The sequence below is a fragment of the Carnobacterium gallinarum DSM 4847 genome (assembly GCF_000744375.1).
Taxonomy (GTDB): Bacteria; Bacillota; Bacilli; order Lactobacillales; family Carnobacteriaceae; genus Carnobacterium; species Carnobacterium gallinarum.
In genome coordinates this window covers 2,639,586-2,662,159 of record NZ_JQLU01000005.1, presented here as the reverse complement: position 1 = coordinate 2,662,159, position 22,574 = coordinate 2,639,586, and the positions used below count along the sequence as shown (strand labels likewise).

19 protein-coding genes and 1 other annotated feature are annotated in these 22,574 nt (G+C 34.5%); of the genes, 3 read left to right on the top strand and 16 right to left on the bottom strand.

Going from position 1 to position 22,574, the window contains the following annotated elements; all coding sequences use genetic code 11:
- Positions 1–75 precede the first annotated feature (75 nt).
- From dltD to BR43_RS16990, 11 genes are all read right to left on the bottom strand, one after another.
- Positions 76–1,347: a D-alanyl-lipoteichoic acid biosynthesis protein DltD gene (gene dltD / locus BR43_RS17040; protein ID WP_034564144.1), complete on the bottom strand. Its 1,272-nt coding sequence runs from the start codon at positions 1,345–1,347 to the stop codon at positions 76–78.
- Positions 1,347–1,580, bottom strand: a complete 234-nt coding sequence (dltC, locus tag BR43_RS17035) for a D-alanine--poly(phosphoribitol) ligase subunit DltC (RefSeq protein WP_034564142.1) — start codon at positions 1,578–1,580, stop codon at positions 1,347–1,349. Before dltC ends, dltD begins: the two co-directional genes overlap by 1 nt.
- 56 nt (positions 1,581–1,636) lie before the next feature.
- Positions 1,637–2,818, bottom strand: coding sequence for a D-alanyl-lipoteichoic acid biosynthesis protein DltB (gene dltB, locus BR43_RS17030; RefSeq protein ID WP_034564140.1), 1,182 nt, complete (start codon positions 2,816–2,818; stop codon positions 1,637–1,639).
- Complete coding sequence (dltA, locus tag BR43_RS17025; protein WP_034564138.1) at positions 2,815–4,341, bottom strand: D-alanine--poly(phosphoribitol) ligase subunit DltA; 1,527 nt, start codon at positions 4,339–4,341, stop codon at positions 2,815–2,817. The genes dltB and dltA overlap by 4 nt, the downstream gene beginning before the upstream one ends.
- 52 nt (positions 4,342–4,393) lie before the next feature.
- Positions 4,394–4,543, bottom strand: a complete 150-nt coding sequence (gene dltX / locus BR43_RS17020; RefSeq protein ID WP_034564137.1) for a teichoic acid D-Ala incorporation-associated protein DltX — start codon at positions 4,541–4,543, stop codon at positions 4,394–4,396.
- 380 nt (positions 4,544–4,923) lie between these two features.
- A complete protein-coding gene (gene uvrC / locus BR43_RS17015; RefSeq protein WP_034564135.1) occupies positions 4,924–6,708 on the bottom strand; it encodes an excinuclease ABC subunit UvrC in 1,785 nt (594 codons plus the stop codon).
- 38 nt (positions 6,709–6,746) lie between these two features.
- Positions 6,747–7,463 (bottom strand): alpha/beta fold hydrolase, encoded by a 717-nt coding sequence (locus BR43_RS17010; protein ID WP_034564133.1) that lies wholly within the window; start codon positions 7,461–7,463, stop codon positions 6,747–6,749.
- Positions 7,464–7,639: 176 nt separating this feature from the next.
- Positions 7,640–7,951 carry a thioredoxin gene (gene trxA / locus BR43_RS17005; RefSeq protein WP_034564131.1) on the bottom strand — a complete coding sequence of 104 codons (312 nt, stop codon included), beginning with the start codon at positions 7,949–7,951 and terminating at the stop codon, positions 7,640–7,642.
- A 124-nt stretch (positions 7,952–8,075) separates the two neighbouring features.
- Positions 8,076–10,442, bottom strand: coding sequence for an endonuclease MutS2 (locus BR43_RS17000; protein ID WP_034564129.1), 2,367 nt, complete (start codon positions 10,440–10,442; stop codon positions 8,076–8,078).
- A gap of 107 nt (positions 10,443–10,549) precedes the next feature.
- Complete coding sequence (locus tag BR43_RS16995) at positions 10,550–11,095, bottom strand: CvpA family protein (protein ID WP_034564127.1); 546 nt, start codon at positions 11,093–11,095, stop codon at positions 10,550–10,552.
- A gap of 40 nt (positions 11,096–11,135) precedes the next feature.
- Positions 11,136–11,417: a cell division protein ZapA gene (locus tag BR43_RS16990; RefSeq protein WP_034564125.1), complete on the bottom strand. Its 282-nt coding sequence runs from the start codon at positions 11,415–11,417 to the stop codon at positions 11,136–11,138.
- Between the two features lie 203 nt (positions 11,418–11,620).
- Between BR43_RS16990 and rnhC the strand changes: the two genes are divergently transcribed.
- Complete coding sequence (gene rnhC, locus BR43_RS16985) at positions 11,621–12,574, top strand: ribonuclease HIII (protein ID WP_034564123.1); 954 nt, start codon at positions 11,621–11,623, stop codon at positions 12,572–12,574.
- A 162-nt stretch (positions 12,575–12,736) separates the two neighbouring features.
- Here rnhC and BR43_RS16980 read toward each other — a convergent pair whose 3' ends face one another.
- Complete coding sequence (locus BR43_RS16980) at positions 12,737–14,362, bottom strand: hypothetical protein (RefSeq protein WP_034564120.1); 1,626 nt, start codon at positions 14,360–14,362, stop codon at positions 12,737–12,739.
- A gap of 121 nt (positions 14,363–14,483) precedes the next feature.
- On the opposite strand from BR43_RS16980, the gene BR43_RS16975 reads away from it, so the two are divergent.
- A complete protein-coding gene (locus tag BR43_RS16975) occupies positions 14,484–15,134 on the top strand; it encodes an ABC transporter ATP-binding protein (protein ID WP_034564118.1) in 651 nt (216 codons plus the stop codon).
- Positions 15,131–15,886 (top strand): ABC transporter permease, encoded by a 756-nt coding sequence (locus BR43_RS16970; RefSeq protein WP_034564115.1) that lies wholly within the window; start codon positions 15,131–15,133, stop codon positions 15,884–15,886. Before BR43_RS16975 ends, BR43_RS16970 begins: the two co-directional genes overlap by 4 nt.
- Positions 15,887–16,458: 572 nt before the next feature.
- Here BR43_RS16970 and BR43_RS16960 read toward each other — a convergent pair.
- From BR43_RS16960 to BR43_RS16945, 4 genes are all read right to left on the bottom strand, one after another.
- The gene (locus tag BR43_RS16960) at positions 16,459–17,775 is read right to left on the bottom strand and encodes an APC family permease (protein ID WP_034564111.1); all 1,317 of its coding nucleotides are present in this window, start codon (positions 17,773–17,775) and stop codon (positions 16,459–16,461) included.
- A gap of 66 nt (positions 17,776–17,841) precedes the next feature.
- Positions 17,842–20,256 carry a phenylalanine--tRNA ligase subunit beta gene (pheT, locus tag BR43_RS16955; RefSeq protein ID WP_034564109.1) on the bottom strand — a complete coding sequence of 805 codons (2,415 nt, stop codon included), beginning with the start codon at positions 20,254–20,256 and terminating at the stop codon, positions 17,842–17,844.
- Positions 20,257–20,263: 7 nt separating this feature from the next.
- Positions 20,264–21,310 (bottom strand): phenylalanine--tRNA ligase subunit alpha, encoded by a 1,047-nt coding sequence (gene pheS / locus BR43_RS16950; RefSeq protein ID WP_034564108.1) that lies wholly within the window; start codon positions 21,308–21,310, stop codon positions 20,264–20,266.
- 81 nt (positions 21,311–21,391) lie between these two features.
- Positions 21,392–21,645, bottom strand: a binding site (T-box leader).
- A gap of 297 nt (positions 21,646–21,942) precedes the next feature.
- Positions 21,943–22,281 carry a winged helix-turn-helix transcriptional regulator gene (locus BR43_RS16945; RefSeq protein WP_425393640.1) on the bottom strand — a complete coding sequence of 113 codons (339 nt, stop codon included), beginning with the start codon at positions 22,279–22,281 and terminating at the stop codon, positions 21,943–21,945.
- Positions 22,282–22,574 lie beyond the last annotated feature (293 nt).

Sequence of the window (22,574 nt, the reverse complement as noted above, 5' to 3'; positions counted from 1 at the left end):
AACTGTGTTTTCTTAACTAGAATAAACGAAAAAAATTGTGAGGCAAAGTATTTTCATACTTTGCCTCACAATTTTTTATTTTTTGATATCTTTAGCAGGTAAATTCTGCCAGTTTTTAGATAAGAAATAGTCGTTTAATTCAATTTTTGGTGAAGCTTGTTGCTTATCTTCAAGGAAAGGTTTTAACTTTTGATCTAGCGCAACCCAACCACGCCATCCAATATGAATTGTATCTTGCATAAAGTAATCTTCTTTTCCATCATTGCTTAAATCAATTACTTTAAATCCTTGGCTAGTTAATTGATAGCTTATTTTTTCAGAAAAGCGATTTAACATTTCTTGCGATAGCCCTGTATATTCCGCCCATTTACTATTTACTGGGGGAATCACAAAACGAACATCCATGTTATTATCTCTCATTTTCTCTAAAACAACTTGTAAATCTGAATATTCTTTAGAAAATTCATAATTAAAGTTTCTTTGAGAATTTTTCAATTCACCTTCTACAGGCTTAATTCGTGTTTTATAAAAGCCATCTTTAATTTGAAATGGATTATTTTTACTCGATTTTTCCCCAATTTCAAAAGCTTTTTTATCAAGTTCCTGAACATTATACTGATTAGGAAGTTGTTTTAAGCGACTATCCACACGTTTCGCATTTTTGTCGGAAATAAAAGATCCAAATAAATCATCTTCATTTCTTAAAATTTGGCGTTTTGCAATTGCATAGGTTCTTTCTTGCTGATTAATTGATTTCCCTTCAGCAATAGACTGTAACATTGCATTCATTCGATTATCAACTGAAGTTGCCTTATATTGCAGTAATCGTTCTGCAACATAACGTCGACTTGGACTATCTTCCTCACCAGATAAAATAAATTCATACGTTTGCAATGGTGAAAAATGAGAACTAAACATCATATTCGATGCCCCTTTTTTTACAAACCATTGAGGTGAAATAACAAAAACAGCTTTTTTATTTTTTAAAGTATCTCCCATGCCTTCCATAACTAAGAAGTGCGTTAACGATTGTGATCCTGCATTTCCAATTAAATAGGGCGTATAGGTACGATTGTATTTTTTAGCTAATACTGAAGGATGAAATGCATCAAAACGTGAAAGTTCAGATGAACCAAAGAATGGTATTGTTTGTTTTTCACTCATAGCCATTCGATAAATTTTTTCACCCTTCATAATATTCGTACTAATAGATGTTGCGGAATTTTCAATTCCTTTTTGATTCACTGGCAGTAGTCGAAATGGTGAAAATAAAAGCCCTAGTAGCAAGACCACTGCTACTACAAGTGGCCCTACTGCCATAAAAAGTTTATGCTTAAAGCTGCTCATTAGTAATTCTCAAGCTGCTTTAAGATTAAATTTGGTGTTGCCCATTCTGATCGGTCAAATTCAGAAACAGGAACTGCTGCTCCCAATCTAGCATCTAATTCAATTAATAATTGAACCGTTCCTAAAGAATCTAATAATCCTTCGTCAAATAAAGCTACATCTAAATTTTCTCTAACTTCATCACTACCTGTTAATTCTTCTAAAATATCTAATAATTCTGCTTTTTTATCCATTTTTATTTCCTTCTTTCATTTATAGTATTCATTTTTTTGTTGACCCTATTAGCTAACTAACGGAACATTTTATCTAAAATTCCTGAGAAAATCAAGAAACTAAAACAAACGGTATTAAAGGTAATAAAGATTGCCAAGGCATTTGTAGCCCAGTTACTAGGCAGATTTTTGTGTTTTTTCTTATATCTTAACCATGCATCATTGATACACATTGCTACCCCATGAAACAGACCATAAACAATATAATACCAAGTTAGCCCATGCCAAATTCCCATCAATAAGAATAAGGCCAAGTAGCCAATATTAGAAACCGTAATCCGGCTCTTAAACACTTTTTTCTTCATTAAAGTAAAAACTAATCGCATAAAAACATAATCTCTAAACCAGAATGATAAAGACATATGCCATCTATTCCAAAACTCTTTTAAGTTTGGACTAATGAACGGTTTATTAAAGTTAACTGGAGTTTCAATCCCCAATAAATAACTCGTTCCGACTGCAAATAAACTATATCCTGCAAAATCAAAAAATAAATACATACTATAGCTGTACATATATAACAGTAAACTAACGGAGAAACCTTTCGTTCCTAAAGCTAGTCCTTCTGTATAAGGAACAGCAAAGGTGCCGATGTAATGCGCGATAATAAATTTATAAACACTACCTAACATAATCATCCAAATGGCTTTACTTAATAATGGAATATACGCTTCACCATAAGCCGGTTGATTAAAGTCCTTTTCAAAACGACGATAACGATCTATAGGTCCCGAAGAAATAGTTGGGAAGAATAGTAAAAATTGTAAAAACATCATTGGATGGAATTCTTTAATCAATCCATCACGAATTTCCATCACCATCTGTACAGATTTAAAGGTTAAATACGACACTCCTAAAAACCCGATAATTGAATTATGACCTGAGGCCAATGGAGCTATTTTGACAATTGCTAAAGGAATAATGGCTAAAATAACAGCCCCAACAAAGATATTCGTTGCATTTTTTTTCTGTCGATAATGGAAATATCCATAAACTAAGGCCCACTGCCAAATAATATAAACAATAATTGACACACCTTGGTGCCAACTTTTTCCACCAAATGTCAGAAATAAGAAGAGAACCGTAACTAGGTTTTGATAAATCAAATAACGTTTGCCTCTTAATAATCCAATAATAATTGGTAAAAATAAAACCGCAATAATAATAAAATACGAAGGTCCATCATAAGGTAAAATCATTGATTCACCTCGTTCATTAGACCTTTACGATCAACTTTCCCATTAGCAGTTAACGGCAAGTGATCGACGTAAATCCATTTTGTTGGCATCATATAATCCATAATTAATGGAGCTAGTTCCTGTTTAATGGCGTTAGTTAATTGAAAGTCTTTCTCAAAAGAATGAGGATGTGCTACCACATAAGCTACCAAACTCTGAGCTTTATGTTCTTTTAACTTAGGCACTACGGTTGCTGCCTTCACATAAGAGACTTGTTCAATATTATGATCGATATCTTCTAACTCAATTCGATAGCCATGTAACTTGATTTGAAAATCTAAACGCCCTTGGTAAAACAGTAACTCTCCCTCAAACTTACCTAAATCTCCTGTTCGGTAAGCTGGAACACCGTCTACTTCATAAAATGCTGCTACTGTTTTTTCAGGATTATTTAAATAACCTTTAGAAACACTAGGACCAATAATAACGATTTCGCCAGCTTCCCCTGCTGGAACTGGGTGCAACTCTTCATCAACTAAAATCACTTTCGTATCTTTTTTCACTTTACCAATTGGCAAACGAGGATAACTCTCCGTAATATCTGAAGTAATACGCGTTTCAGTAATAGCAACAGTTGCTTCTGTTGGACCATAGGTATTAAATACCTTTGACTCTGGAAAACGTTGATTTAATAGAATCGCTGTACTTGATTGTAGCTCTTCACCACAAAATAAGAACGTTTTTAAATCTGGGTAATTACTTTGCGTAAAGTTTTGATCCATCAAACAAATGTTTACAAATGACGGCGTTGATACCCAAACCGTTACTGCTAAAGTTGGAAGTGTTGTAAATAATTGCTTGAAGTTATTCGTAATTTCTTTTTCTAACGGTACTAATGTACTACCAGACAGCAGTGCTGGATATAAATCCATTACGGATAAATCGAAAGAATAAGGCGCTTGCGCCAAGAAACGTTGTTGTCCCTCTATTTCAAAATCAGCAAACATCCAATCCGTAAAACTGACTAAATTATCATGACTAATCTGTACACCTTTTGGAACACCCGTAGTTCCCGATGTAAAAATAATATAAAAGTTATTATTACCTGTTACTGCTTTAGCTGGATCTAATACTTGATTTGTTGATCTTTGACTAATCTCATTCAGCTCTATTTTTGAAATAAAAGACATTGACTCATCTAATTCAATTGGCAATTCATCCATTCCAATAATTAAATCTGGTTTAGCAATAGAAATAATTTGCTCTAATCGTTCTCTAGGAGTATGACTGTCAACTGGAATATAAGCGTGGCCTGCTTTAATCGCACTAATAAAGGCCACAATCATTTCAGCTTCTAAAGCACCAAAAACTAAAATTGGACTTTTCTCAGTTAAATGAAGCTCTTGCCCCAAATAGAGAGCCACTCGATCTGATTGTATTTTTAAATCCTCATATGTTGACTGTTCACCATTATAATCATACCAAGCAGCCGAAGGGGTTGTTTGAGCTAATTGGTCTAATCTTTCAATAATCGTTTGATTCATTGTAGTTGCTGTCTCACTCTAACAAAAGCAAAACAACATCCTCCTTTCTTGGTTAAAACTCGTTATAGATAAAATTGCCACTATTTGTATTTGTGTAATCATAGAGATAAACTAAGATTAATAGAATTACTAAATACAAAATTGTCTTCCCAAAAAAAAGTAGAAATTGATTTTCTTTTAATTTTTGAAATTTCTCTCGCATTCTTTTCCCCCCTAGCAGATAGCAATGTTACATTGTCTATTAAATAATTTGTTATTTATCTGAAGTTCCAAGTAATCTTACCACTTATCTGATAAACTTCCCATAACAAACCACTATGAATTTGCTAACATTTTTGTAATTAGTTTTAAGAATTTCATAACTTTTTTTGAATTTAATCTATTTCATAAAAACAATTGATTTCTAAGTCATTTTTAGATCAAATCTCTTTAGATTTGCTCGTCTTGACTCCTTTATTATCTTAATGAACTTTAATCCAATGCACATCCGACTAAAGAATGAGTTTCCTCTAGTTTTTTGGCGTTTATAGAAAATAGATTTAATTCTAACTTAGCCAAAATGAAGTTTATCTTTTTTCATTTTTACGGTTCATTTTGAAATTTGTCATAAACGTTTTGAGCTACATTTTTAGGTAAACCAATTGCTTTTAAATCATCCATACTTGCTTCTTGAATATTTTTCATCGATTTAAAAGTTTTAAGCAGATTTTTCTTCCGCGTCGGACCAAGCCCATCGATGCCGTCCAATTTAGAAGCAAAACTATTTTTATTCCGCAATTGTCGGTGAAAGGTAATAGCAAAGCGATGGACCTCATCCTGAATTCGTTGCAACAAGAAAAATTCTTGGCTATTTCGTTTCAAAGGAATAGTCTCTAATTCTGGTCCAAATAATAATTCACTCGTTCGATGCTTATTATCTTTTGCTAATCCAGCAATCGGAATATCTAAACCTAACTGGTTCTCTAAGACTTCACGAGCCGCATCTACTTGCCCTTTACCACCATCAATAATAACCAAGTCTGGCAACGGTAGCTCGTCTTTCAATACACGGGAATAACGACGATAAATAACTTCACGCATAGATGCATAGTCATCAGGACCAACAACTGTTTTAATCTTGTATTTTCGGTATTCATTTTTTGCTGGCTTGCCATCTAGAAAAACGACCATCGCTGAAACCGGATCAACTCCCATAGTATTGGAATTATCAAAAGCTTCAATGCGACCAGGCAACGGAATATTCATAGCATCCCCTAAGCGTTTGACTGCACCATATGTTCGCTCTTCTTTTTTCTCAATCAAAGAAAATTTTTCAGACAAAGAAACTGCCGCATTTTTATTCGCTAATTGCACCAATTCTTTTTTCTGTCCTCTTTGAGGCTGACTTACTTTGGTAGCAGTAACTAACGCTTCAACACTAGCACTATCAATATTTTGGGGAATTAAGATTTCTTTAGGCACAAAATGATGATTTTTTTGATAAAATTGTCCGATAAATGTTAAAAAATCCTCTTCTTCATCGTTATAAAATGGAAATAGGGAAACATCTCGTTCAATTAATTTACCTTGTCGAACAAAAAATACTTGAACACACATCCACCCTTTATCAACCGCATAACCAAAAACATCTCGATCAATAAAATCGGCACTTGTCATTTTCTGTTGTTCCATGGTTGTCACAATAGAGGTAATCTGATCGCGTAACTCAGCGGCTTTTTCAAACTCTAAGTTGCCACTAGCTACTTCCATCTTCTGTTCCAACTCTTGCTTCACTTCTTGATACCCACCATTCAAGAAGCGCTTGATTTCTTCTACCATCTCTGTATAAGTTTCTTTAGGGATTTCTTGGATACATGGCGCTAAACATTGTCCTAAATGATAATAAAGACACACTCGATTTGGCAAAACTTTGCATTTTCTTAAAGGATATAATTTATCTAACAACTTTTTAGTTTCATTGGCTGCCTTTACATCCGGATAAGGTCCAAAGTAGGTTGCTTTATCTTTCAACACTTTTCTAGTAATTAAAAGACGCGGATATTTTTCATTAGTTATCTTAATAAAAGGGTAGGTTTTATCATCCTTTAACATAATGTTATATTTAGGATCATTTTTCTTAATTAAGTTAATTTCTAACAAAAGTGCTTCGATATTTGAACCTGTTACAATGTATTCAAAATCAGCAATTTCGCTAACTAAACGTTCTGTTTTCGTATCGTGACTTCCTCTAAAATAGGAACGAACTCTATTTTTTAAAATTTTAGCTTTTCCAACATAAATAATCGTACCATTTTTATCTTTCATCAAATAACAACCTGGTTGATTTGGTAAAAGCTCTAATTTATGTTCAATATGCTCACTTTTCATCTAATTCAATAAACCTCCTTATCAAAAAACTTACACTTCTAGTTAGCTAGTTTAGCTAAAAACGCTAATGCTATTTGATTAAATAATTCTGGTTGTTTCATAATCAAAAAGTGATCCGCATCGGGAATAATAACTAGTTCAGCCTGAGGAATCGAATCGGCAATCAGCTGAGTATGAGCTTCTTCAATCATATCATTTTCACCTGCCACTACTAGCGTTGGCGCTTGAATTGTTTTAATATCCTCTATTGTTAAAGTTAACTGTTTTAACATTAAATCGATTATTTGTTTTTTTTGATGATATTTTGAACTGACATTTGCCAGTAAATTCGTTAATGAATACGCCAATTTGACTCCAAATAAAGGCTTTTTCTTCATGCCTCCAGTTGTTAAATTAGCTCCTACCAAAATTAAGGAATCTACGTAACTAGGATGCTTCACAGCTACATACATCGCACTATTTCCACCATCGCTGAAGCCAATAAAGTTTGCATGTTGAATCGCTAAATAATCCAATACGGCAACAATATCTAGAGCAATCCGAGTAAAGCTTAATGTAGCTGTACCATGGCTAGAATGCCCATGTCCACGAGTATCAATTGCAATAACTTGATATGTTTGACTAAAAATAGCTAGTTGGCTCTCAAAAATCCGACTATCTTCATTATTTCCATGTAATAAAACTAAAGGGTGACCACTTCCGGCAATTCGACAAAAAATTTCAGCATCTGCAACTGGGATATAAACAGATTTCATATAAAAGTCCCCTATCTTCAAGTTTTCAACATTACTATCATACCACTTTTTTTCAGAAAGCAAAACTTTTCAACTAATTAAATAAAACCAGCTATTTTACCTGTTAACATAATAAAAAATCACCCTTCTATACCAGAAAGATGATTCTTTATTTAACTTTATAGAAAAGTTTTGGATTATGCGTATTTAGCAATAATTTCTTCTAATTGTTCTTTAGCATGGTAGCCAATTAATTTCTCAACGACTTCACCATCTTTTTTAACTAATAGCGTTGGAATACTCATAATTCCAAATTCACTAGGAACAGTTGGATTTGCATCAACATCCATTTTTACGAATTTTACTTTGTCGCCAACTTCTGTTTCTAATTCATCCAAGACAGGCGATTGCATACGACATGGGCCACACCAAGTTGCCCAGAAATCTGTAATGACTAAGCCTTCTTTTGTTTCAGTTTCAAATGTTTGATCTGTTATAGCTAATACCATTGTAATTCCTCCTAAATTTATCAAGTTTAATAGCTTTTTAAATTACTTATAATTTGTAAGCTTAGATTCATTATAACAAATTTCTTGCAAAATAACTAAATTTTTGCTTATTCATTATAAGTCCTTATTTAAAGTAAACAATCGTTGCTCCATTGCCACCTTGATTCTGTGGAGCCATTTCATATTTTTGAACCGAACGGTGTTTTTTCAAGGCTTCATTCACTCCTTGGCGCAAAGCTCCCGTTCCCTTTCCATGGACAATCGTCACTTGCGGATACCCAGCTAATAATGCGGCATCTAAATATTGATCTAATTCACTTAAAGCTGATTCATAACGTTCACCACGTAAATCTAATTGTGTTGAAACATGACTATTATTGCTTGAACGCACAGCTGCAACCACTTGGCGCTTTGGTTCTTTCTCTGGTTGAACCAAGGTCATATCTGATTCACGAATCTTCATTTTTAAAATCCCCAGCTGAACCAACCAATTAGTTTTATCTGATTTTTCCATCAAGATGCCACGCTGGCCATAAGAAGCTACCAAGACTTCATCACCTACTTTAAAGGTTTGTTTGGCTTTGGCTTTTTTCAAGACTTTATTTTTTGTTAGTGTCTCTTCATGATGAAGATTGGCTAGTTTCGATTTTGCATCAATTAATTCATGCTCTTTAATTCCACCCTCAAACTGTCCTGTTAGTTGCATTTTCCGCAAATTAGTCACAATTTGATTTGCTTCCTCTTCTGCTTCTTCAACTACTCGATTGGCTTTTTCACGAGCTTTTTTCATTAGCTCTTCTCGTTCACCAAAAAATTGTTCTACAGCTGTCGTTAAATCGCGATGCAGTTCCTCTGATTCTTGAATATATTGACGTACTTCATGGTATTCCATTTCGGTCATTTTACGGCGATTTTCTAAATCTGCAATCATTTCATTTAAGTTTTGACTTTCTCCATCAATCAGATTTCTAGCTGCTGAAATTACATCTTCGGCAAGTCCTAATCGTTTAGAAATTTCAAAGGCATTACTACGACCAGGAACACCAATTAATAAGCGATATGTTGGACTTAACGTTTCTACATCAAATTCCATACTGGCATTAATTGTCCCAGGACGATTGTAACCATAGGCTTTTAATTCTGGATAATGAGTAGTTGCCATGACATAACTGCCAATCCCACCAACTTTATCCAAAATCGCAATTGCCAAAGCAGCACCTTCTTGTGGATCTGTTCCAGCTCCCAATTCATCAAATAAAACTAAGCTTTGATCATCGATTCGATCTAAGATCGAAACAATATTAGTCATATGTGAGGAGAACGTACTTAAGCTTTGTTCAATTGATTGTTCATCACCGATATCTGCAAAAATTTCAGTAAAAATCCCCATCTGACTTTCTTCAGCAACAGGCAATTGTAACCCGGATTGTCCCATTAATTGAAGCAGACCTAAAGTTTTTAAGGTAATAGTTTTCCCACCAGTATTAGGTCCTGTAATCACAACTGCTTGATAATCTCCGCCAATGGTAATATCGTTAGCAACAGCCATATGCTGATCTAAAAGCGGATGACGTGCTTGATTAAACCGAACATCATTCACTTCACTCACTAACGGGCGCGTTGCTTGAATACTTTTGCCATAACTCGCTTTAGCTCCAATAAAATCCAATTGCCCAAGTAAGACCATATTTAACAGAATTTCATTGCCGTATGGCGCAATCTCATTAGATAATTCTGCCAGGATCCGATCAATCTCTTGACGTTCTTCAATTTGCAATTGTCGCAGTTTATTGTTTAAATCAACAACACTTTGTGGCTCAATAAATAATGTTTGCCCAGTTGAACTTTGATCATGTACTACACCACCAAAGTGACTGCGGTATTCAGCTTTTACAGGGATAACATATCGATCATTACGCATAGTTACAAGTGCATCACTTAAATACTGAGCATTTTTCCCTCTAACTAAGCTATCTAATTTTTCACGGATGTTGCTTTCAGAACGTTTCATTCCTGTTCTAATTCCTTTTAAAGCGGGGCTCGCGTCATCCATCACGCGACCATCTTCATCAATCGCTTCACGAATTAATTGATTTAAGCTAGGTAGGGTAATTAATTTGGCGACTAATTCATATAGACGAAATAACTCCACGCCGGTTTCCGCTAAATCATCAAAAAAGCGCGTCACTTCTGTTGTTGTTCGTAAAACTTTACCAATCTGAGCAATTTCTAAACCGTTTAACATTGCGCCAATTTCTAAGCGCTTTAAATGTGGCTTAATATTTTGCAATTTTGGAATCGGCATACCGCCTTTTAGGCGTAATAGTTTTGCTCCGTCTTCTGTTTCTTCTTGCCATTGCTGAACTTCTGCTAATTCAGTCGAAGGACTCATAGTTTCAACTTCTGCTCTGCCTAATTCAGAAGCAGTATAATTCAACAAGGCTTTTTTTATTTTATCAAACTCTAATGTTTGCATAATTTTTTTATTCAACGTTCTCACTCCTTTTCAATAGCCTTCACTCTTTTGGTTCATTAGTCTAAGTAAGCCCCTAAAGAAACATTCTTCCTTAGAGGCTCTTTTTAGTGTTCACTGAATTCTTACCCCATCGTTCCAATCCACCATTGATAGATTTGATTGGATAAAATAGGTGTATTTTTGACAATCATCTGTGCTAGCGAACTTTGGCGTAATGCGCCTTGGATAACTTCCATTGGAATCATAGCAGCAACATACAATACTAGGAAAATCCCTACATAAACGACTAAAAAGCTCAAGATTCCGCCACCTAAATAATTCGCTTGTTTAATAACAGGGAAAAAAGTTAGCTTTGTTAACATCGATCCAATAAAACGAGTTAATAACCAGCCTACAAAAAGAATCAGCATAAAAGCCACTGCATTATAAAAAGCCTTATCTAATTCCAGTCCCATTGCATGATCAAAAAAAACAAACTTGCTATTTTCTGTTGCAGATGGATATGGAACAAATAGCTCCAAATTAGCACCTAATTTTATATAATAAATTCGAGCAATTAGATACGATAATAAGTATCCAACTGTCATCACAACTTGTAAAACTAATCCTCTTCTAGCACCGCCATAAAAACCAATAGCTAGTACAATAATAATTCCTATTGAAAGCAATACAATCATCCTTTTCTAAACGGAGCCTTTAGAGAGTGGTTTAATTCTCAGGAACATCCTTTATTTCTTCATTTAAGCGATCTATTTCAAGTTGCATTTTTTCTAGTTTTATTTGCATTTCCAATTGATCAGATACGGCATTTACCGCTGTCAACACCGCTATCTCTTCTTGATCAAGACCTGTTGTTAAAGCTTTAATTTGATGTATCTGTTCATCCACTGTATGAGCAACTAATTGAAGATGCTCAATTGGTCGAGAGCCAACAATGGTATAGGATTTTCCAGCAATGGTTGCTTTATAACGTTTTTTCCCACCTGACATTGCGTATTCCTCCTAAAATCACATTTCTCTCATTTTAACATGAATTGGAATGGAGTGGCATCTTTTTTGCAAATATTTAGGAAAATAATTAGAATTAGCTGTTAGATTTTACAGAAATACTAGCAAACAGGCGAAATAAATTCACTAGAATGTATCCATTTATGCTAAACTAAAAGAAAATATGTGAAGAAATGAGTGACAAAATGGCACATGAAGTCTTAGTAACCAATCAAAAAACAATTCTTGAAATGAAAGAATATTATAAATCGGTCTTAAAACCACAAACTCCGCCTGGAGCTGTCTTTTCCGCAAAAAAAAGTTCAGTAAATATTACTGCGTATAACTCAGGAAAAGTTTTATTCCAAGGAAGTTCAGCTTCCAAAGAAGCACAAATTTGGGCAGGAAAGGCACAAGCAAGCCCCGCTTCAACAAAAAAAACAACGAGCAAATCAATCAATACACCTTTACCAACAGGTTTTGCCAATTGGTCTGTTATTGGAAGTGACGAAGTTGGAACAGGTAGTTATTTTGGTCCCTTAACAGTGGTTGCTGCCTATGTAGCTAAGGATCAGATTCCCTTACTTAAAGAACTAGGTGTTAAAGATTCAAAAGATTTAAAAGATCCCGAAATCATAGCTATTGCTAAAGATCTACTAACGTTCTTGCCCCATAGTTTATTAAACGTTATGCCTGAAAAATACAATCAAATCCAACCAACTATGACTCAAGGAAAAATGAAAGCTGTCTTGCATAATCAAGCATTAGGCAATGTTTTAACTAAAATTCAGCCTGAAGTTCCTGAGGGTATTTTAATCGATCAATTTGAGTTGCCAAGTACGTATTATAAACATATTGCCGATCAAACAGTTCAAATCAAAGATAAAGTTTATTTTCAAACAAAAGGTGAAGGACATCATTTAGCCGTTGCTGCTGCATCTATTTTAGCTCGCTACTCTTTCCTAAAGGGCTTGGAGGACTTAACAAAAGAAGCTGGTACAACTATTCCTTCCGGAGCTGGTAGCAATGTTGATTTAGTAGCTGCTCGTTTATTGAAACGTGGCGGAACAAAATTACTTGGAAAATACGCTAAATTACACTTTGCTAATACTGAAAAAGCCAAGAAAATCGCAGGATTAAAGGAATCTTTCAGTAAATAAACATAAAAATACGTCAATCAAAACTAAACTTTTGATTGACGTATTTTTTTATTAGTAGCTTATTCCATTATTCACAATGACGTCCTTTGCTACTCAATTAAATTCCTCTCTCGTTGAAAAAAATTCAGTATAATTTTTTAGTTCTTATGCTGTTTTATAAGCTTAATTTTCTTCTCTAAAATCAACTGTCCAATTAGGATACTCTTTCAAAATCCAATTTACAGCATTGCCTGATGGCTTAAGAGCTGATCTATAGGTTAAATCCATTTTCAGCTTATGATCTTTTGCAAAACTAAAATGAACATTGTCGCTTCCTATAAAAATAGTCGTTAATTCTTTTTCTTTTGCAATTTTTACTAGCTTTTCTAAAAGTTGACTTTCTTTTTGTTCCTTCACTTCCCCATATTTAACTATCGATCTATCTATATAAAGCCCATCTGGACTAAAGCTTACGTATTGAATGGTTGATTTTAATAAATCTTCGCTGATTTTGGTTATCTGGTACGAATCTTCTTCAAGGGTATTTTGAACCCAACTAGCAGGATCAACTTTTTGATAAGTTGGCTTGATTGATTTAACTTGAACCTGATTGAAATCAACAAGCATTCCATCATCTAAATAAACAAATTCTTTATTTCTATATACACCACTATAGAACTTAGATTGATTATCTGGATAAGTAATCTCATAATTAGCATATGATTCATTATTTTTCAAATTAGCAATTACTTGATACCAGCCTGAATCAATAGTTGCACCCACTAAAAAAGTCTCTTTTTTTAGTTTACTGGCGTTTACAAATTTTGGTGCTTTCTCTATTGAATCCAATTTAACATGAGTTAGATCAACATACTCACCTTCTTTTAAGCTAATCAAGGAATACTCCGCATCTCTAAATCGTCGACGCTCTCTTTCACTTTCAAAACTAACTCCATTTTGATAAATAAGAACGTTACTTTCCTCATTTAAATCAGTTATATAATAGGAACCTGCTGGAATTTCTGTTCCAACTTTGTACATTCCACTCTCTTTTTTATAATCTCTTCCCCCTTGCTTATTTTCAGCTACTGGATAAAGCTCTACCCATTCTGTATCGATTGATTCTCCTTCGCTTAATTGTATATAGCCATCATTATCGTAGGATAGGTTCTTTAATTCTCCGACAGCATCGTCTATTCTTAAATCCGAAAACTTACGAATGTGTCCATATGAAAATTGTTTTTCAACGTAATATTCCCCTGCTGGAATATCAACACCAACATAATAAGCTTGTTCTCTATAACTTGTTTGTGGTGTGATTTTTGCTTGCTGTTCTGCTTGAGAAATAACTTTAACCTCTTTTGTTAAGTATAAATTTTCATTTTCTTTTAATTCAAGCCAACGAGAATGAGAGCTATAACTTTTCAATAATAGTTTGTCCTCTGACTGATTGTAGACATAATAGTAAAATGAAAATCTTCGCTCTGGTACTTCTAAAAAATAAATACCTGCGTCTAAATCCTTTCCAACTTGATAATGTTCTGTACTGTTCTCAAGTGGACGCTCCATTCTTTCTTCGTTTTTCCCAGTTATCACTGGAAAACTCCACTTCATTTTAGGAAGATTCAATTTAGAAAAAGAAAAATCTGGCATATCGCTTACAAACATCAAATAGCTACTTCCTGTAAAAAGAAAGAAACTAGTCAATAAAATAATGACCCCTACTTTTTCTTTGCTAGTTAATTTTAAGTAATACAAAGACAAAGCCATTAAACAAAGACTTATTCCCATTCCAATGATACTCACCAAAACTCCCAACTCCTCCTTAATTCTTATGTATCTCTATTTAGTATAACAGATATCTTTTAAATCCCTACCATAGAATTTATGTTAAAATGAACTAACAATCAAATGAAAGTAGGTTGCTTAAATGACTCCACTTATTCAACTAAATTCCCTCTCTTATAAAAAAGAAGAACAAGTTATTTTATCCGATATTTCCTTATCCATTCAAAAACAAGACTTTATTACTTTTTCAGGACCTTCTGGTAGTGGAAAAAGCACCTTGCTTAAAATTATTGCCTCTTTACTTTCTCCCACAAGTGGCGAAATTTTAATTGCTGGTCAAAACTGGCGTGAAATAGAGCCTACCGAATATCGCAAAAAAATTTCTTATTGTTTTCAACAACCCACTTTATTTGGCTCAACTGTTCAAGATAATTTGACTTTTCCATATACAATTCGAGAACTAGCCTTTCAAGAACAATATTGTCTAGATTTATTAGCCCAAGTTGATTTGCCTAAAAGTTATTTAACAAAGTCAGTTCAAGAACTTTCTGGTGGTGAGCGTCAACGAGTTGCTTTAATTCGGAATTTAGTTTTTCTTCCACAAGTTTTATTATTAGATGAAGTAACTGCTGGTTTAGACGAAGAAAGCAAAACCATTGTTCAGCGTTTGATTACACTATTGAATCAAGATAAGAAGCTAACTATTCTTCAAGTCACTCACGACGCTGAAGAAATAAAAACCGCAACAAATCTTAAAACAATTCAAGCAGGAAAGTTGGTGACACATAAATGAATTTAGCCGTCAATGACCTCTCCTTAACATTAGCCTTAATGTTAGTTTTTATTTCGATGGCCATTAGTTACAAAGAAAAACTAGGATTATCCAAAGACATCTTCTTTGGCGTTATTCGAGCCATTATTCAATTGGTTTTAGTTGGTTATTTATTAAAGTACATTTTTCAAGTCAACAATACGTTTCTAACCATCGTGATGATGTTGATTATTATTTTTAATGCTTCTTACAATGCCAGCAAACGAAATAAAGGGCTACGTCACAGTTTTCAAGTTTCCTTTATTGCCATTTTTCTAAGTACAGCCATTACAATCTCAATTTTAGTACTATCTGGCGCCATTCAATTTATCCCTTCTCAAATGATTCCTATTTCAGGAATGATTGCTAGTAATTCAATGATTGCCATTGGGCTTTGTTACCGCAGTATGAACACCATGTTTCAAGATCAACGTCAACAAGTGTTAGAAAAATTAGCCCTTGGAGCAACCGTTAAACAAGCTTCTCTTTCAATCTTACAAGCTTGTGTCAAAACCGGGATGGCGCCTACTATTGATTCTGCTAAGACTGTTGGAATTGTCAGTCTACCTGGGATGATGTCTGGTTTAATTTTCGCTGGAGTCGATCCAGTTCATGCAATTAAGTATCAAATTATGGTTACTTTTATGTTATTATCTGCTACTAGTATTGGTTCAGTCTTAGCTAGTTACCTTTTCTACCGCAGTTATTTTAATGAGCATAAACAATTGCTTTAATAGAACTACTTTCCTATTCAAAAAGATCCTAGAAAGTTTTTAACACTAACTTTCTAGGATCCTTTTATTTTTTTAGCTTGCTAACAAGTAATTTCACTGTATGTATGAGAAAAATACTAACAGAATAAACACCTAATCCTAAAATAATTAAATCATTTTGAAGATTGAATTCATCTAACAGTATCCCATAAAAAAAAGTGCTAAAAAATAAGCCTACAATCATAAATAACGAACTAATCCAATTTATCACAGCTAACTTTGTGTTCTTTTTAGTGAGTAGAAAAGTGCTAAAAAAAGAAAACGTAATGGATAAACTAAAAAATAAATAGGGTAACTCGTATAAATACCAATATTGATGAATTGTTTCCAACTGCTACACACTCCTTTTCTAACTAAATTCACTAACTTTATAGTAGCATACTTCAGCGCTTCACTTAACCCATTTTCTGTATCTTAACTAATTGTTAACGTTTTCTCCAAAATGTATTTACATAAATAATTAAACCTTTTTAAATAAAAACTAACTGTATGAATACTTTTATGAAACATAAGTACTCATACAATTAGTTTTATTAATTATTTTTCTTTTTACAGTATAAATAAACAGGAATTCCTGCAAGTGTCAATAATAAGCCTAATGCTGCATTTTCCGGCTGAACAACTAATGTATTCAGAATAATGTATAAGCCACCTAAAATCGCAATAATCGGCACTACAGGATATAAAGGAACGCGGTAAGGACGATGAAGTGTGGGTTCAGTTCGTCTTAATTTTACTACTGCTGCAAAGGTTAATGTATTAAAAATCCAAATGACAAAAACCATCAAGTCTGTCAGCTGATTAAACTGACCGGATAGAATCATGATTAATGAGATAATCAGCATCACAAATCCACCATTAACAGGCATTGCACTTTTAGGATGAAGCTTGCCAAACCAATGGCTAAATGGCAACATATTTTGCTTAGCTAACGTATAAGGAATTCGTAAGCCAGACATTGTATAACCATTAATTCCACCAAAAACGGAAACTAAAATACCAATCGTCACTAATTTCCCACCAAAATTACCAAACAACCCATGAGCTACTGCTGCTGCAGGCGTATCTGTTGCTGCTAACTCATTTGGACTTAGCACGAATAGATAGGCAATATTAATTAAAATATAAACCGCCATGACAATAGATAATCCTCCAATAATTACTTTAGGTAAGACTTTCCCTGGATTTTTCATTTCTCCGGCTAATGTTCCAACGTTCATCCATCCATCATAAGCAAAAACTGTCGCGACTAAGGCTGATCCCAAGCTGGTAACAACTGGATGATCGGCTACACTTATTGGAAATAACCGAACAACCCCACCACCTGAGTAAGCCAAACCAGCAACAATAATCACAGCAATTGGCACTAATTTTAAAAACGTTGCACTATTTTGAATAAAGCCCCCGTATTTCGTTCCTAATAAATTCAGAATGATGACAAAACTTGCTGTACCTACTGCAATAGGTACTAAAATTGATTCCGATAAATCAAATAAACTAACAATCTGAGTTGCAAAAATAATTGCTAATGCGGCAATATTTGCTGGGAAATAAACAACCATCTGAGCCCAACCTACTAAAAAGCCTACCCATTTACCAAAGACTTTTTCCAAGTAGATCATCATACCGCCTGTTTCCGTGTAAATTGTACCGATTTCAGCAACTGTTAATCCACCAGCAATTGCGATAACACCTCCTAAAATCCAAGCGATTAAGCCTAAACCAGGTGATCCTGCCGCTCCATAAACAGCCGTTGGTTTAAAGAAAATTCCAGCTCCAATTACAGTTCCAACAACAACTGTTAAAGCCGTCAAACCACTGACGCCTTTTTTCAAGTCTGTTTCTCCCATTCGTTCAACTCCTTTAACTAAATGAAGTGACTCTATCAATTAATAGAGCCACTCATTTTATTCTAATTAACGAATCACTACATTAAATGTTTCAATTAACGCATTTGTAACTTTTTCAAACGCTTTAGTGACTTCTTCTTCAACTAACGTTGCATTTGGATTTAAATAAGTTAGTTTGTAAGCCATTGATTTCTTACCAGCTTCAATCTTATCTCCGTTATAAATATCAAATAAATGAACATCCACTAAATAGTTGCCACCTTTGGCCATAATCAATTGAGTTAACTCTTGATTAGTAACTGTCTCATCAACTAGCAAAGCACTATCCCGAGTCATTCCAGGATATTTAGGAATCGTTTGGTAAATAGTTGGGACTTTATCTGCATCGATTACCTTTTGCAAGTTAATCTCAAAGCCATAGGTTTCTTTTAAGTCATACTCTTTAGCTCGTAAAGGATGAATTTGACCTAAATAGCCAATCTCTTCTTCTCCAATTAAAATCGCTGCGGTACGACCAGGGTGCATGCCATCACGAGTTGCAACTGCTTGATAAGTGATTTCTGCCGTAAAGCCATAGGTTTCTAATAATCCTTCAATGATTCCTTTTAAAGTGAAGAAATCAACTGATTCACCATTGCTATGCCAATCATTTTGAACGGCTAAACCTGTTAAAACACCAGCTAAATGTTCTTCTTCTAAAGGCAAGACTTGGCCTTCTTGTTGATAGAAAACTCGACCAACTTCATATAATGCAACATCTTGATTTTTACGAGCAACATTGTAATGAACATCATCTAATAAACCACTTAGCAAATTCATACGCAATGTGCTACGATCCTCAGTCATTGGCATATCCAATAATGTTGGTTGACTATTGGTTAACATAAATTGTTGTGCTTTTTCAGTCGTTGTTAAGACATAGCTAATAGCTTGAGATAGACCTGCACCTTCTAAATAGTGTCTTGTATGACGAACTAATTCTTGTTTTGGATTTAAACGACCAATTGTTGTCCGCCCAGTTGGCAATGTTGAAGGCAAACGATCATAGCCATAAATACGCGCTACTTCTTCAATCAAATCTGCTTCAATACTAATATCCCAACGACGTGGTGGGATCACTACTTCAAATAATCCAGCTGTATGATGAACGCCAAAGCCTAAACGTTGGAAAATAGCGACAACTTCTCTACTTGAAATTTCTGTTCCCAACGAACGATTAATGCGGTCTAAGGTAATTGTTAACGCAACATCATGAGCTTTCAACGTACTTTGAGAAGCAATACCTGTCACAATTGTTCCACCAGCAAGTTCGGCAATTAAGCTTGCCGCATGATCACTCGCTTCAAGAATGGTTCCATGATTAATGCCTTTTTCAAAACGTGAGCTTGATTCACTACGTAGGTTGAATTTCTTCGCTGTTCTACGAATTGAAGTTGGATCAAATACTGCTGATTCTAATGCAACCGTTACGGTAGTATCGATAATTTCTGAGTCTAATCCACCCATCACACCAGCCAAAGCAATTGGTTTTGTACCATTTGTAATCACAATATCATCTGCGGTAACCGTTTGTTCAGCACCATCAAGAGTGACTAATGTTTCATCTGTTCCCCGACGAACAACAATTTCTTGACTGCCAATACGATCATAGTCAAAAGCATGTAGTGGTTGACCATATTCAAGCAAGATATAGTTTGTACTATCTACTACATTGTTAATTGGACGAATTCCAGCATTCATTAATTTAGTTTGTAACCATAATGGACTTTCCCCAATCGTTACATCTTTAATTACACGAATCGTATAGCTAGGAGCATCTTCTGTATCTGCAACGGCTACTTTAATATAATCAGCAACAGTTTCAGTTGCATCTTCCTTCAATTCAATTGTCTTAAACTGAGGTACTAAATCATAAATAGCTCCCACTTCATAAGCAACCCCACGCATACTCAAGGCATCCGCTCGGTTAGGGGTAATGGATAAATCTAAGATTGCATCATCCATTGCTAAGATTGGGAATACACTCTCACCAGGAACTGCATTTTCTGGTAAGATATAGATTCCCTCTGCATATTTTTTAGGTACTACACTTTCAGAAAAAGCAAGCTCTTGTAAAGAACAAATCATCCCATTTGATACTTCACCACGCATTTTACTTTTCTTAATTTTAGCATTCCCCGCAATTCGAGCTCCTGGTAAGGCTACGATAATCTTTTGATTAGCAGCAATATTAGGCGCTCCGCAGACGATTTGAGTCGGCTCATCTTCACCAATATCTACTTGGCAAATATGCAAATGATCAGAATCTGGATGATCAATGACAGATAGTGTGTGTCCCACGACGATTTTTTTCAAACCTGTTTCGCCAAAGAAAACATCTTCAACCTCAATCCCAGTCCGAGACATTTTATCTGCTAACACTTCTGGCGTAATTTCATCTAAATTTAAATATTCTTTTAACCATTGATAAGATACATTCATTTTTCGTCTACTCCTTTACCTTGAATTGATTTAAGAAACGTACATCATTTTGATAGAAATGACGAATATCATCAATGCCGTATTTCAGCATTGCTACACGGTCAGGTCCTAATCCAAAGGCAAAGCCACTGTATTTAGAGGCATCAATGCCAGCCATTTTCAAGACATTTGGATGCACAATACCTGCACCTAAAATCTCAATCCAACCTGTATGTTTACAGACGTTACAACCTGCTCCACCACATTTAAAGCAACTCACGTCAACCTCAACCGATGGTTCTGTAAATGGGAAATAACTAGGACGTAAACGGATTTCACGATCTTCACCAAACAATTGCTTCGCAAATACTTCTAAGGTTCCTTTTAAATCCCCCATCGTAATATGCTCATCTACAACAAGTCCTTCAATTTGATGGAATTGATGTGAGTGTGTCGCATCATCGCTATCACGACGATATACTCGTCCCGGACTAATCATACGTAAAGGTCCTTTTGTAAAATCATGTTTTTCCATTGTACGGGCTTGAACAGGTGACGTATGAGTTCTTAGTAGAACTTCCTCTGTGATGTAAAAGGTATCTTGCATATCCCGAGCTGGATGATCTTTTGGCAAGTTCATCATTTCAAAGTTGTAACGATCTTCCTCAACTTCTGGACCTTCAATAATTGAATACCCCATTCCAAGAAATAAATCTTCAATTTCTTCAATAATCTGAGTTAAGACATGTGGTTGCCCCACTGCAACAGATTTTCCTGGTAAAGTCACATCTAAGGCTTCTGCAGCTAATGCTTGATTCATTTTTTCCATTTCTAAAATTGTTTTTTTCGCTTCTAGTTCAGCTGTAATTTCATCACGAACTACATTAGCTAAAGCCCCAACTTTAGGACGTTCTTCAGCTGATAGATCTTTCATACCTCTTAAAACCTCTGTTAAAGGTCCTTTTTTCCCTAGATAGGCTACACGAACTTGATTCAAATCCTCTAGATTATTCGCATCACTTACTTTTGCTAAAGCTTCTTGTTTTAAAGCGTCAATTTTTGCTTTTAAATCCATTTTCTCTACTCCTTTAAATCAAATTTTACTGCTTCTTTTTAACTTTTTTAAGTTAAAAAACGACAAAAAGACCTCTCCCAAAAAAGGGACGAGGTCTGAATTAATCGCGGTACCACCCTTGTTCAGTCTTCTACTTAACTAAGAAGAACTGCACTTCATTTAGATAACGGCAAAAGCCGGAACTTTTTTCATTACACTCACACGGCTGTAATATCCCAAAGTCAACTCAGGAAATGAACTGTTCATTCAGATGCTACTAATCAGTATTTTCAGACAAGATACTGACTCTCTTTTTAGAGCTTAACTAAATTACTTTTTTCCATCATCGTTTTATAACACTATTCAATTTCATCTATTTAAATATACGAAAAAAAACGGCAAACGTCAAGTCTCAAAATAGCAAAATAACCCTATCTGTCTATAAAATAGCCTTCATGCTATAAAGAAAGACGACTCTTTTTTTGACTGGTTGATTGAATCCTTCCCAGATGCTAGCAGTTTATTTATTTCAATTCAGTTTCATTAACTGAAACTAGTGAACTTCAGTTTAAAATAAAAAAGTGTTAAATTAACTTAGTATGGTCAATTTAGCACTCTTCATATTTTGTTTAGAATCTATTCTTTCTCCTGAATCAACAGCCAATCCATTTATCAGCCCAACATTGAACTTCATCCATAACGGGTTTTAATGATTCGCCCTTTTCAGTCAAACTATAGGCAACTCTTACTGGAGAATCTGGGTAAACTGTACGTGTAACAATTCCACACTGTTCAAGCTCTTTTAGTCTTTCAACTAAAACGCGATCGCTGACACTAGGTATTTTAGCTGCCATATCTTTAAAGCGTTGCGGTCCTTCCAATAAAACATCAATAATTAGACCCATCCACTTTTTGCCTAATATTGAAAATGTCTGTTCAAATTTAGGGCAAATTGTTGCTTGTCTTTCTTCGCATGTTTTCACTTCCATCATAACCTTCACCTCTTTTCATTATTATATCACCATTTGGTTATAAATAATAAGTAACTTGCTTTTATTTGTCAATCTTTTTTTTTGATAAATTTTAAAAAAATTTGGAATCCTTTAATAAACAGCTTACAATCCACTTTCCATCCTAAAACTGTCACAATTTATCAATATTTTTGACACATTATTGCTAAACTAACATTTTCAACTAACTGGCTCTTTACGTAAATAATCATTGAATGAATCAGAAATTTCTTTCAACTATTTAGCAACACTCCTATTCCCCATACTAGGCGTCT